Origin of the sequence: Pseudarthrobacter chlorophenolicus A6, from assembly GCF_000022025.1 — a bacterium.
In the GTDB taxonomy this organism is placed as follows: domain Bacteria; phylum Actinomycetota; class Actinomycetes; order Actinomycetales; family Micrococcaceae; genus Arthrobacter; species Arthrobacter chlorophenolicus.
Window position 1 is genome coordinate 2,598,924 of record NC_011886.1, and the last position, 11,485, is coordinate 2,610,408.

At 67.2% G+C, this 11,485-nt stretch carries 13 protein-coding genes; 3 read left to right on the forward strand and 10 right to left on the reverse strand.

Features of this window, described 5'->3' with window-relative positions; translation table 11 throughout:
- Positions 1–28 precede the first annotated feature (28 nt).
- Positions 29–1,039: an exonuclease domain-containing protein gene (locus ACHL_RS11675; RefSeq protein WP_015937489.1), complete on the reverse strand. Its 1,011-nt coding sequence runs from the start codon at positions 1,037–1,039 to the stop codon at positions 29–31.
- 108 nt (positions 1,040–1,147) lie between these two features.
- Here ACHL_RS11675 and ACHL_RS11680 point away from each other — a divergent pair, with 108 nt between their 5' ends.
- Positions 1,148–1,927, forward strand: coding sequence for a DedA family protein (locus tag ACHL_RS11680; protein ID WP_015937490.1), 780 nt, complete (start codon positions 1,148–1,150; stop codon positions 1,925–1,927).
- 83 nt (positions 1,928–2,010) lie between these two features.
- Here the strand turns inward: ACHL_RS11680 and rdgB are convergent, their stop codons facing one another.
- The 6 genes from rdgB to clpS form a co-directional block, all read right to left on the reverse strand.
- Positions 2,011–2,682 carry an RdgB/HAM1 family non-canonical purine NTP pyrophosphatase gene (rdgB, locus tag ACHL_RS11685; RefSeq protein WP_015937491.1) on the reverse strand — a complete coding sequence of 224 codons (672 nt, stop codon included), beginning with the start codon at positions 2,680–2,682 and terminating at the stop codon, positions 2,011–2,013.
- A complete protein-coding gene (gene rph, locus ACHL_RS11690; RefSeq protein WP_015937492.1) occupies positions 2,679–3,437 on the reverse strand; it encodes a ribonuclease PH in 759 nt (252 codons plus the stop codon). The genes rdgB and rph overlap by 4 nt, the downstream gene beginning before the upstream one ends.
- Positions 3,438–3,503: 66 nt before the next feature.
- The gene (locus ACHL_RS11695; protein WP_015937493.1) at positions 3,504–4,301 is read right to left on the reverse strand and encodes an MBL fold metallo-hydrolase; all 798 of its coding nucleotides are present in this window, start codon (positions 4,299–4,301) and stop codon (positions 3,504–3,506) included.
- Positions 4,298–5,341, reverse strand: a complete 1,044-nt coding sequence (gene murI / locus ACHL_RS11700; protein ID WP_244266460.1) for a glutamate racemase — start codon at positions 5,339–5,341, stop codon at positions 4,298–4,300. The genes ACHL_RS11695 and murI overlap by 4 nt, the downstream gene beginning before the upstream one ends.
- A 105-nt stretch (positions 5,342–5,446) precedes the next feature.
- Complete coding sequence (locus ACHL_RS11705; protein WP_015937495.1) at positions 5,447–6,013, reverse strand: DUF2017 domain-containing protein; 567 nt, start codon at positions 6,011–6,013, stop codon at positions 5,447–5,449.
- Entirely contained in the window at positions 6,006–6,368 is a 363-nt protein-coding gene (clpS, locus tag ACHL_RS11710; RefSeq protein WP_015937496.1) for an ATP-dependent Clp protease adapter ClpS, read from the reverse strand. The genes ACHL_RS11705 and clpS overlap by 8 nt, the downstream gene beginning before the upstream one ends.
- Before the next feature lie 38 nt (positions 6,369–6,406).
- Between clpS and ACHL_RS11715 the strand changes: the two genes are divergently transcribed.
- Both ACHL_RS11715 and ACHL_RS11720 read left to right on the forward strand, forming a co-directional pair.
- Positions 6,407–7,735 carry a nicotinate phosphoribosyltransferase gene (locus ACHL_RS11715; protein WP_015937497.1) on the forward strand — a complete coding sequence of 443 codons (1,329 nt, stop codon included), beginning with the start codon at positions 6,407–6,409 and terminating at the stop codon, positions 7,733–7,735.
- Positions 7,736–7,744: 9 nt separating this feature from the next.
- Entirely contained in the window at positions 7,745–8,368 is a 624-nt protein-coding gene (locus ACHL_RS11720; RefSeq protein ID WP_015937498.1) for an isochorismatase family protein, read from the forward strand.
- 61 nt (positions 8,369–8,429) lie between these two features.
- Here the strand turns inward: ACHL_RS11720 and ACHL_RS11725 are convergent, their stop codons facing one another.
- The 3 genes from ACHL_RS11725 to nagB form a co-directional block, all read right to left on the reverse strand.
- Complete coding sequence (locus ACHL_RS11725; RefSeq protein ID WP_015937499.1) at positions 8,430–10,211, reverse strand: DEAD/DEAH box helicase; 1,782 nt, start codon at positions 10,209–10,211, stop codon at positions 8,430–8,432.
- Positions 10,211–10,552, reverse strand: coding sequence for a DUF3039 domain-containing protein (locus ACHL_RS11730; RefSeq protein ID WP_015937500.1), 342 nt, complete (start codon positions 10,550–10,552; stop codon positions 10,211–10,213). Before ACHL_RS11730 ends, ACHL_RS11725 begins: the two co-directional genes overlap by 1 nt.
- A 131-nt stretch (positions 10,553–10,683) precedes the next feature.
- Positions 10,684–11,463 carry a glucosamine-6-phosphate deaminase gene (gene nagB, locus ACHL_RS11735; RefSeq protein ID WP_015937501.1) on the reverse strand — a complete coding sequence of 260 codons (780 nt, stop codon included), beginning with the start codon at positions 11,461–11,463 and terminating at the stop codon, positions 10,684–10,686.
- Between the last annotated feature and the right edge of the window lie 22 nt (positions 11,464–11,485).

Genomic DNA, 11,485 nt, shown 5'->3' on the forward strand with positions numbered 1-11,485 from the left:
AGGAGCGGCGGCCCGGGCATGCAGGCGGCTACGCTGTCGCCGCGCCTGCCATGCTCCCCACCATCTGCAGGAACTCCCCCTCGGACAGCACCTCAATGGCCTGCCCGCGGTCGTGGAGCTCCAGCACCCGGCGGGCCTTGCCCGTCAGCCGGCCCGAACGGAGGTCAGCGGCCACGAATCCGTCACCGACCACCAGCACGGTGGTCCTGCCGGTCACCCGGCTTTCCGTCCGTGCACCCGCCTCGGCAGAGCGGACTTTCGCCTCCGGCCGCCCGATGGACAGCTGACCGGTGAACACCACGGTCTGCCCGTAGAGGGGATGGCCCGGCTCCGCATCCGGGTTGGGCTCCGGGTTGAGTCCTTCGTCCGGCCAGCCGGACTGGAAGGGCCGCACCAGCGCGGCGCCGTTCCCGGACCCGCCGGCCAGGGCGGTCAGGCTTTGCTTGGACAGCTGGTCCACTGCCGGATCAAAGGCGTGCTGCCGGGGCATCACCAATCCCAATGAGAGATAAAGCTCGGCCAGGCTGTTGGCCCCGTTGCGCCGGGCGATGTCGATCAGGATTCCGGCGCAGGCCCGGGCATCCTCCGCGGCGTCGTGGTGCCGGAGCAGCGGCACTCCGGCCTCCTCCGCAGCAAACGGCAGGGAGTTGGACACCAGGGAGTAGCACCGGCGGGACAGCATCACGGTGCAGACGTAGTCGTACGCGGGGCCGGGAAGTCCGGAAACCTCCAGGGCCGAGCGGATGACGCCCAGGTCGAAGGCGGCATTGTGGGCTGCCAGCACGTCGTCGCCGATGAAGGCCCCGATTTCAGGAAACAGGTCACCGAAGCGGGACCGGCCCGCCACGTCCGCTGCGGTGATGCCGTGGATCCGGACGTTGTGGTAGTCAAAGTGGTCGTGTCCGGCCGGTGGCCGCATCAGCCACGCCGCTTCCTCCACCACCTTGCCGCCGCGGACTTTCGTCAGGCCCACTGCGCAGGGAGAACCCCTGAAGCCGTTCGCCGTTTCAAAGTCAATCGCCGTAAAGTCCAAACCCACGCCAGCAACCTTACCGCCGGAAGGCGCCCGCACCCGACAGGCTGCCGGCCCGTCCGGACCGCCCGGCGCAGGCCCGTCAAGTACCCTTGAAAGGTGAACTTTCCCCTGATGAACGACCTTGCTGTGTCCATGCTGGGCGGTGCAGGACCGGTCCAGCCGCAGCTGGCTTCCTTCCTCCCCGACTGGCTGAACCCCCAGATCTTCCTGGCCGATCCTGCCCTGGCCCCATGGGTGGTCCTCCTGGTGTGCGGCATCGTCTTCGCCGAGACCGGCCTGCTGGTGGGCTTCTTCCTCCCCGGCGATTCAATGCTGTTCACCGCCGGCCTGCTGGTTGCCACGGACACCATCAAGTTCAACATCTGGCTGCTTGCCCTGTTGATTGTGATTTCAGCCTTCATCGGAAACCAGACCGGCTACTTCATCGGGTCCAAGGCCGGCCCTGCCATCTTCAACAAGCCGAATTCACGCCTGTTCAAGCGCGAAAACGTGGAGAACGCGCACGCGTTCTTCGAAAAGCACGGCGGCAAGGCGCTGATCCTGGCCCGCTTCGTCCCCATCATCCGGACCTTCGTGCCGGTCATCGTGGGCGTGGCCCAGATGGATAAGAAGAAGTTTCTCCTCTACAACGTCATCGGCGCCCTGCTGTGGGGCGGCGGCGTGACGCTGCTCGGCTTCCTCCTCGGCGACAAGGTGCCGTGGGTGCGTGACAACCTGGACATCATCTTCATCGTCATCGTGCTCGTCTCGGTGCTGCCCATCGGCATCGAGGTCCTGCGCGGCATGTCCGCCAAGCGCCAGGCCCGGGCCTACGGTACCGACGCCGTTGACGAGTTCATTGAAGAACACACTCCGGAGGACGAGCACAAGACTCCCCGCCACCCTAAGTAGCCGGATGGCGAAAGGCGCGGTCCCCATTTCGGGGACCGCGCCTTTTTCGTGCACATTCCGCTATGTACCGGGGCAGTCCTGCGTCAGGACGGCTGCGCTTCCAAGGCCGCCACGATGGCGGGCAGCAGTGCACGGAAGGCCTTGCCGCGGTGGCTGATGGCGTTCTTCTCCGCGGCCGACAGTTCGGCACAACTGCGCTCCTCGCCGGCCGGCTGCAGGATGGGATCGTAGCCGAAACCGCCGGCGCCGCGCGGCTCGCGGAGCAGGACGCCCTCAAGCTGCCCGTACTCCACCACCTCGCGGGTGTCCTCACCCTCCGCCGCCGGGACGGCCAGGGCTGCCGCACAGACGAACGCGGCACCGCGGTGCTGGTCCGGCACGTCGGAGAGCTGGCCCAGGAGGAGGTTGAGGTTGGCTTCGTCGTCGCCGTGCCTGCCGGACCACCGCGCGGAAAAGATGCCCGGCGCACCTCCCATGACGTCGACGGCGAGGCCCGAGTCGTCGGCGATGGCCACGAGGCCGGTGGCGGCAGCCACGGCGCGGGCCTTCAGCAGCGAGTTCTCGGCAAAGGTGACGCCCGTTTCGACGACGTCCGGCGCACCCGCCGCGGCCGCATCGACCACCTGGGTATCGACGTCGAGCCCTGGCACCTGGCCGCGCAGGAGCTCGCGCAGCTCCCGCAGCTTGCCCTTGTTGTGCGTGGCAAGCACGAGGCGCGGGGCAACGTCGAGGGGCGGCGTGGCCGCAGCGCTCACAGGGTGTCCGCCAGCGTCTCGCGCTGGATGGCCGCGAGCTGGGTGGTGCCCAGCAGCGCCAGGTCCAGGAGCTGGTTCAGCTCGTCACGGTCGAAGGGTGCGCCTTCGGCGGTGCCCTGGACCTCCACGAATTTGCCGGAACCGGTGACCACCACGTTCATGTCCGTCTCGGCCCGGACATCCTCGACGTAGGGCAGGTCCAGCATGGGAACGCCGTCGATGATGCCCACGGACACGGCAGCGATGGTGTCGGTCAGCGGCTGGGCGTTCCGCGCGATCAGCTTGTTGTCGCGGGCGAAGCGGATGGCATCGGCGAGGGCCACGTAGGCGCCGGTGATCGCTGCCGTCCGGGTGCCGCCGTCGGCCTGCAGGACGTCGCAGTCCAGCACGATGGTGTTCTCGCCCAGGGCCTTGGTGTCGATGATCGAGCGCAGGGACCGGCCGATCAGCCGGGAGATCTCATGGGTGCGGCCGCCGATCTTGCCCTTGACGGACTCACGGTCGGAGCGGGTGTTGGTGGCGCGCGGAAGCATGGCGTATTCGGCGGTTACCCAGCCCCGGCCCTCCCCCTTGAGCCAGCGCGGGACCCCTGCAGTGAGGGAAGCGGTGCACAGGACCCTGGTGTTGCCGAATTCGATCAGCGCCGAACCTTCAGCCTGGTTGGACCATCCGCGGGTGATGCTGATGGGCCGGAGCTGGTCGGGGGCGCGGCCGTCGGCGCGCACAATGGGCACTGCAGTTGCTTCAGAAGTCATGCCTTTAGCTTATCGAGTGCCAAGCACCGGACCCGCCCCGTGCAGCCGGGCACGCTCAACGGGCCGCTAAATGGTGTAGTGCACCCCGGCCACGGCCACGGCAACATCGCCCGGGAACACCGGGCGCGCTTCAGCCATGACGGTGGTCTGCGAGGTCCAGACGGGGATGTGGGTCAGCAGGAGCCTGCGGGCGTTCGCAGCGGCTGCTGCTTCACCGGCGCGCTTGCCGGTGAGGTGGACGTCCTTGATTCCGTCGTCGCGGCCTTCCTCGAAGGCCGCCTCGCACAGGAACAGGTCGGCATTCTTCGCTGCCTCCTCCAGGCCGGGGCAGGAGTCCGTGTCCCCGGAGTAGGTGAGCGTGCGGGCCACCGGATTGCCGTCCTTGTCCGGTTCCACCACGTCCACCCGGAGTGCGTACGCCTCCTCCACAGGATGGTTCACGGCGTAAGGCGTCACCGTAAAGGGCCCCACCGTAACGGGCCGGCGTTCGCTCCAGTTGGTAAAGTCGAATTCCTCGTGCATCCCGGGGTCCAGGTCCAGGCCGTACGCGGTGGCCATCCTGTCAGCGGTGGCAGCCGGCCCCCAGACGGGAATACGCCCGCGGTCCCAGCCGCCGGGCTTCCAGCGGACGGCGACGTGCAGTCCGCACAGGTCCATGCAGTGGTCCGGGTGCAGGTGGGTGAGGAAAATCGCGTCGATGTCTTCAAGGTCCGTGTAGCGCTGGATGGCTCCCAGGGCACCGCTGCCGAGGTCCATGACCACTTTCCAGGTGCGCTCCCCGTCAGTAGCCGTCAGGAGGTAGCAGGATGCCGGGGATCCCGGTCCGGGGAACGAGCCGGTGCAGCCGACGATGGTGAGCTTCACAGGCCGGTCCCCCCGGTGCGGCCGGCGTCGGCAAGGCTGCTGCCAGGGCTGCGGTCCACGAAGTTGGAGATCCGCGGCCGGGACCGCGCGCTTTGGGCGGCGGCGATCATCTCCGGCGTGATGCGGGCAAGGCTTCCCGTGGGGTACTGCGCAGCAACGTGGTCCACGTGGCGGACGGAGAGCACCTCGGGTCCGAGGAACCGCCTGGCCAGGGTTTCGAACTGCGCGGCGTCGCCGGTGGCCACGAAGTGGTGTTCCGGCGGCGTGGCCGCGGTGCGCTGCAGGTTGTTGGTTGCCAGGGCCCGGTAGACGTCCTTGGCGGTTTCCTCAGCGCTGGAAACCAGGGTGACGTCCGCGCCCATGACATAGGAGATGACGCCGGTCAGCAGCGGGTAGTGCGTGCAGCCCAGCACCACGGTGTCCACGCCCGAGGCCTTCAGGGGTGCGAGGTATTCCTCGGCAACGGCCAGCAGCTCAGGTCCGGTGGTGATGCCGGCTTCGACATAGCTGACGAACTCAGGGCAGGCAACGGAGGTGATGTGCAGGTCCGGGGCGGCGGCGAAGGTGTCCTCGTAGGCCCGGGAGCCAACAGTGGCGGAAGTGCCGATGACGCCCACCCGCCCGGAGCGGGTGGCCGCCACGGCACGGCGGACCGCCGGCTGGATGACTTCAATGACAGGGATGCCGTACTTGGCCGTGTACCGCTCTCGGGCGTCCCGGAGCACCGCGGCCGACGCCGAGTTGCAGGCTATGGTGAGCAGCTTGACGCCGGAGTCCACCAGTTCGTCCATGACGCCGAGGGCATTGGCGCGGACTTCGGCGATGGGCAGCGGCCCGTAGGGCCCGTGCGCCGTATCCCCCACGTAGAGGATGGACTCGTTGGGCAGCTGGTCGATGATGGAGCGGGCCACCGTGAGGCCGCCTACGCCGGAATCGAAAACGCCGATGGGCCGGGTTTCCAGCGCCGCGGCGGGAAGGTCGCTGGCTGCGGACGCCTGTGCAGCGACCGCTGACGGCTCCTTGCTCGAGGCTGTTGTCATGATTATTCGAGGATAGGTCTTCCCTGAAGCCTCAGCCATCATGTTGTGGCCTGGAACTCGTGTCTGTTGTGTCACAGGCCCGGCTGCCGGCGCGGCGGCGGCAGCTCAACGGCGGCTTTCCATGGACTGCAGCATGGCCTGCACCAGGGATTCCTGCAGCCAGGTGGTGAAGTTGTAGACCAGCGCCAGGTAGCTTTCCACGTCTTCGGCCTGGGACCAGTCCTGCATCAGGTGGACGTGCTCTGCGTCCTGTTCGTCGCGGATGTCCAGGCGCTCGGCCAGCACCAGGCGGACGTCGTTCAGCGCGGTGGACCAGTGCTTGGCACCCTCGGTGGTCAGCACGATCTCGTCCTTGTCGAGGTCAAGCGCGGCGGCCCGCAACGCTCCGATCTTTGTTTCCCGCAGCGAGCGCTCGGTGAGCTGGCGGAACTCCAGCGAGGCGGCGCCGTCGTCCTTGACCACATTCGGCAGCAACCGCCTGACCGCACGGTCGGTGGGCTCAGCGACGTCCATGTCCAGTCCGATGAGTGCCGCCAGCGGGTCCTGGCCTTCGCGTTCCTCCGGCTGCAGCATGGAAATGACATCGGCGATCAGGCTGCGGAGGAGTTCGCGCTCGGTTGGTTCCAGGAATCCGGTGATGCCCTTGAGTCCGTACTTGAATGCCTTAGCCACGTTTCCCCTTGCCCTTGCCCGGGTTGCCGGACGCACCGCTTGCCTTTTCCACGGTGGCCCACAGTCCGAAGCCGTGCATGGCCACCGCGTGGCGCTCCACCTGTTCCTTGCTGCCGTGCGTCACGATGGACCGGCCCTTCTTGTGGACCTCCATCATGAGCTTGTTCGCCTTGGCCTCCGAGTACCCGAAGTAGCTTTGGAAGACGTAGCTGACATAGCTCATGAGGTTGACGGGATCATTCCAGATCACCAGGTTCCAGGGGATGTCCGGGGCGGCCAGGGTGTCTGTGGACTCCGCTGTTCCGGTCCGGGTGCCCTCCTGCGTGTCAGGGCCGGGCGCAACGCTTATGGTCATCTGTCCATTCTATGGGGCTCCCCGATAGAGTGATTTTCGTGAGTACCTCTGCCGGCTGGGACCATCCCCGCACGTCCTTCTATACAGACCACTACGAGCTGACCATGCTGCAGGCTTCGCTCCATTCCGGCGCGGCCCACCGCAAATCGGTGTTCGAGGCTTTTGCCCGGCGGCTCCCGGACGGCCGCCGGTACGGCATCGTGGCAGGCACCGGCCGGCTGCTGGAGGGCATTGCCAATTTCCGCTTCGGTGAGGCCGAGCTGGATTTCCTGGCCCGCACCAACGTGGTGGATGACACCACGCTGGAGTACCTGGCGTCCTACCGGTTCTCCGGCGACATCTGGGGCTACGCGGAGGGTGAGGCCTACTTCCCCAGCTCCCCCATCCTGATCGTCGAGGGCACGTTCGCCGAAGCCTGCATGCTTGAGACGTACGTCCTGTCCGTACTCAACCATGACAGCGCCATCGCTTCCGCTGCGTCGCGCATGGTCAGTGCCGCCGGCGGACGCCCCTGTGTCGAGATGGGGTCGCGGCGCACGCACGAGGAAGCGGCTGCTTCGGCGGCCCGTGCGGCCGTGATCGCCGGCTTCGGCAGCACCTCCAACCTCGAGGCGGGCATCCGGTACGGCATCCGGACGGTGGGCACCGCCGCGCACTCCTTCACGCTGCTGCATGACACCGAACGCGAAGCCTTCGAGGCGCAGATCGCTTCCCTGGGCGAGGGCACCTCCCTCCTGGTGGACACGTACGACGTCGAACAGGCCGTCCGCACGGCCGTGGACATTGCGGGTCCCCGGCTGGGTGCGGTCCGGCTGGATTCGGGCGACCTCGTGGCCCAGGCCCAGTGGGTCCGCCGGCTCCTGGACGACCTCGGCAACGAGGACACCAAAATCATGGTCACGTCCGATCTCGATGAGTACGCCATCGCCGCCCTGCAGTCCGCTCCGGTGGACGCCTACGGGGTGGGCACGTCCCTGGTCACCGGTTCCGGCGCTCCCACCGCCAGCATGGTCTACAAGCTGGTCAGCCGCACCGGAGACGACGGCGAGTTCGTCTCCGTGGCCAAGGCCGCCAAGAACAAGGCCAGCGTGGGCGGGCGCAAATATGCACTGCGCAAGCTCGACAGCCGCGGAGCCGCAACGGCCGAGGTGGTCGGCGTGGGCCACCGGCCAGAAGACGACGGAAACGACCGCCCCCTGCTGCAGCAGTTCATGAAGAACGGCGAGCTCCTGCCCGGCTGGACCGGGCACGAAGGAGTGGTGCGGGCGGCCCGGCGGCACGCCGATTCCATGGCCGAACTGCCGCCGGTGGTCAACCGGCTGCAGCGCGGCGAGGCAGCAATCCCCACCATCTACGAAGACAACTGAGGAAGACCGATGTCACGCGCACTGATTATTGTCGACGTCCAGAACGACTTCTGCGAGGGCGGGTCGCTTGCCGTTGACGGCGGCGCTGCCGTGGCCGGCGCCATCAGCGAATACGTCGACGCCCACCACAACGAATTCGACCATATTGTCGCCACCCAGGACTGGCACATCGATCCGGGCAGCCACTTTTCCGAAAACCCTGATTTCAAGGACAGCTGGCCGGCGCACTGCGTGGCCGGAACCCGCGGCGCGGAGCTCCATCCGGACCTGGACACCGAATACATCGAGGCGTATTTCCGGAAGGGCCAGTACGCTGCCGCGTACTCGGGCTTCGAAGGGCTGCTGGCACCCGAGGACGCCGTCCCCACCGGGGAGCGGCAGGCCGGGTCAAATGCGGACGCCCTTGAGGAGGACGGAGACGCCGTCGGCCTTGACGACTGGCTGCAGAGCCATGACGTTGAAGACGTTGTGGTGGTGGGGATCGCCACCGACTACTGCGTGCGGGCCACGTCACTCGACGCCGTCCAGGCGGGGTATTCAGTCACCGTGGTCCGCTCCCTGACGGCAGGCATTGCCGAGGACCTGGAAGAGACCGTCGCGGAGATGGAACTCGGCGGCGTGGACATCGCCTGAGAGCTGGAACATACAGGAATGGCCGGGCCTCAAGGCCCGGCCATTCCTGTAGGCCCATCAGCTACTTGCGGCCGACGAACCAGTCCTGAAGCTTCCGCAGCCGTGCCTGCAGCTGCTCCTCGTTGGCCTGGGCCACCGCCGGACCGCCACAGACGGTGCGCAGCTTCGTGTGCACCATTCCGTGCGGAGTGCCGGTCCGGGCCGCCCACGCAGCCACGTTTTTCGCCAGCTCGTTCCGCAGGTCCATCAGCATCCTGTGGTCCGGGACGGCGGGAATAACGGTTTCTGACGCTGCCGGCCCCTTGCGGTTTTTCCGGTTCAGCTGCTCATGCTGGCGCTGCCGCAGCAGCGTGCCCACCTGCTCGGCGTCCAGGAGCCCCGGGATGCCCAGGAAGTCCATCTCGTCGTCGGACCCTACCTCGCCGCCGGTGCCGAACTCGCCGCCGTCGAACAGGACCCTGTCAAAGGACGCCTGTGAGTCCAGTGCCTCGAACTTGCCCTTGGTGAGGCTGTCGGACGCTTTGTCCTCACGGTTGGCCTCCGCCATGAGCGAGTCCTCGGGGTTGAACAGGCCGTCGCCGTCTTCCTTCTCCGGCCGGTCCAGGGCGTGGTCCCGCTCCATCTCCATGGAGTTGGCCAGCGCCATCAGCGTGGGGACGGACGGCAGGAACACCGAGGCAGTTTCGCCGCGCTTGCGTGCACGCACAAAACGCCCCACAGCCTGGGCGAAGAACAGCGGCGTGGACGTGGACGTTGCGTACACACCAACGGACAGCCGCGGCACGTCAACGCCTTCGGACACCATCCGGACAGCCACCATCCACCGCTTATCGCTCGCGGTAAACTCTTCGATCTTGCTCGAGGCCTTGGCGTCGTCGGAGAGGATCACTGTGGGCGACTCCCCCGTGATCCGCTTCAGCTGGCCGGCATAGGCCCGCGCGTCCTCGTGGTCAGTGGCGATCACCAGGCCGCCGGCGTCGGGCACCGTGCGGCGCACCTCGCTCAGCCGCCTGTCCGCCCCGGCCAGGACGGCGGGGATCCACTCGCCGGCCGGGTTAAGTGCTGTCCGCCAGGCGTGCGAGGTGATGTCCTTCGTGACGGCAGCCTCGCCCAGCGACGCTGCCATCTCCTCGCCGGCACTGGTACGCCAGCGCATCTGGCCCGAATACGCCATGAACATCACGGGCCGGACCACGTGGTCGCGCAGGGCGTTGCCGTAGCCGTAGGTGTAATCGGCTTTGGAGCGCCTGATGCCGTCGCGGTCCTCGGCGTACTCCACGAACGGAATGGGCGAGGTGTCAGAACGGAACGGTGTTCCGGTCAGGGACAGCCGGCGGACCGCGGGGTCGAACGCCTCCCGCAGCCCGTCGCCCCAGGACAGGGCCTCGCCACCGTGGTGGATCTCGTCCAGGATCACCAGGGTGCGGGCGGCCTCGGTCTTGGCGCGGTGCAGCATCGGTTTGCTGGCCACCTGGGCGTACGTGACGGCAACTCCGATGAATCCGCGGCCATGCTGGCCATCCGAGTTCTTGAAGTTGGGGTCGATCGCGATGCCCACCTTGGCGGCGGCGTCAGCCCACTGCCGTTTGAGGTGGTCGGTGGGCGCCACGATGGTCACGCGGTTGACCGCACCGGAATCGATGAGCGTTGAGGCGATGCGCAGGGCGAAGGTGGTCTTACCGGCGCCCGGGGTTGCTACCGCAAGGAAATCGCGGGGACTTCTGGCCACATAGAGGTCAAGGGCTTCCTGTTGCCAGGCACGGAGTTTCGGGGCGGTTCCCCAGGCTGCGCGTTCCGGATAGGCCGGGGGCAGGGTGGGGCCGCCAAAGAGCGTCTCCGTCACTACTTGTTGCTGCCTGAGTCCCCTCCGGGACCCTTGCCGCCGTCATTGCCCGGGCGAAGGCCCTCGTAGACCTCTTTGCACGTGGGGCACACCGGGAACTTCTTCGGATCCCGGCCCGGCGTCCAGACCTTGCCGCACAGCGCGATGACGGGCTCACCGCTCAGCGCCGACTCCATGATTTTTTCCTTGCGGACGTAGTGCGAGAAGCGCTCCCGGTCCCCCGGTTCGACCTCCTGGCGCAGTTCCTCGCGCTCAATGGTGGCCGTGGACGTTCCAGCCCCGGAAAGCTCGCGCATCGGGTCGTTTTCGAGAGGGTCCGTCATGCTAGTCATGCCAACCATCTTAGCCTTTCCGGCAGGGCTGCGTCCGACGGCGGTGCGGCGCCCCGAGGTACGGCTGCCCGGGCAGGAAGCACCCCGGCGAGGCCCGCCGTCGTACGTTCCCGGGACGTGTCCCCGCGCCCAAGGTGCCGCTAAATGCCCTGCCAGGAGGGCTTGTTGTCATAGGTATGCCGGTAGAAATCGGCGAGTTTCAGGGCCGAAGCCGCGGCCTCGTCCACCAGGACGGTGGCGTGCGGGTGGAACTGCAGGACCGACGCCGGGCAGATAGCAGCAACGGGGCCCTCCACGAAGTCCCGTACCGCCTGTGCCTTCTGGGCCCCGGTTGCGATCAGGATCACGTGCCGGGCGTCCATGATGGTGCCCAGGCCCTGCGTGATCACATGGTGCGGAACATCGGCCAGGCTGGTGAAGAACCGCGCGTTGTCCTTGCGGGTCTGTTCGATCAGGCTCTTGATCCGGGTGCGCGAGGCGAAGGAAGACCCGGGCTCATTGAAACCGATGTGGCCGTCCGTGCCAACGCCCAGCAGTTGCAGGTCCACGCCCCCGGCAGCGGCGATCGCGGCTTCATAGGCATCGCAGGCTGCCGGGATGTCCGTGGCGGCGCCGTCCGGCGAATGGACGTTGGCGGGTTCAATGTTGATGCGGTCGGTGAATTCGCGGCGGATCACGTTCCGGTACTGCTCGGGGTGCCCATCCGGGAGTCCCACATATTCATCCAGGGCGAAGCCTGACGCCCGGCTGAAATCCAGCCCTGTTGCGTGGCGCGCGGCCAGTTCCTCGTAGACGGGCAAGGGCGAGGACCCGGTGGCCAGCCCCAGCACGGCGTCCGGTTTGCGCCGCAACAGCTCCTCGATGGCGTCAGCCGCCAGCTTCCCGATGGGACGGCTGCCGCCAAGGATTACAACTTCCACGCCAGGTCCGTCCTTCGGGGGT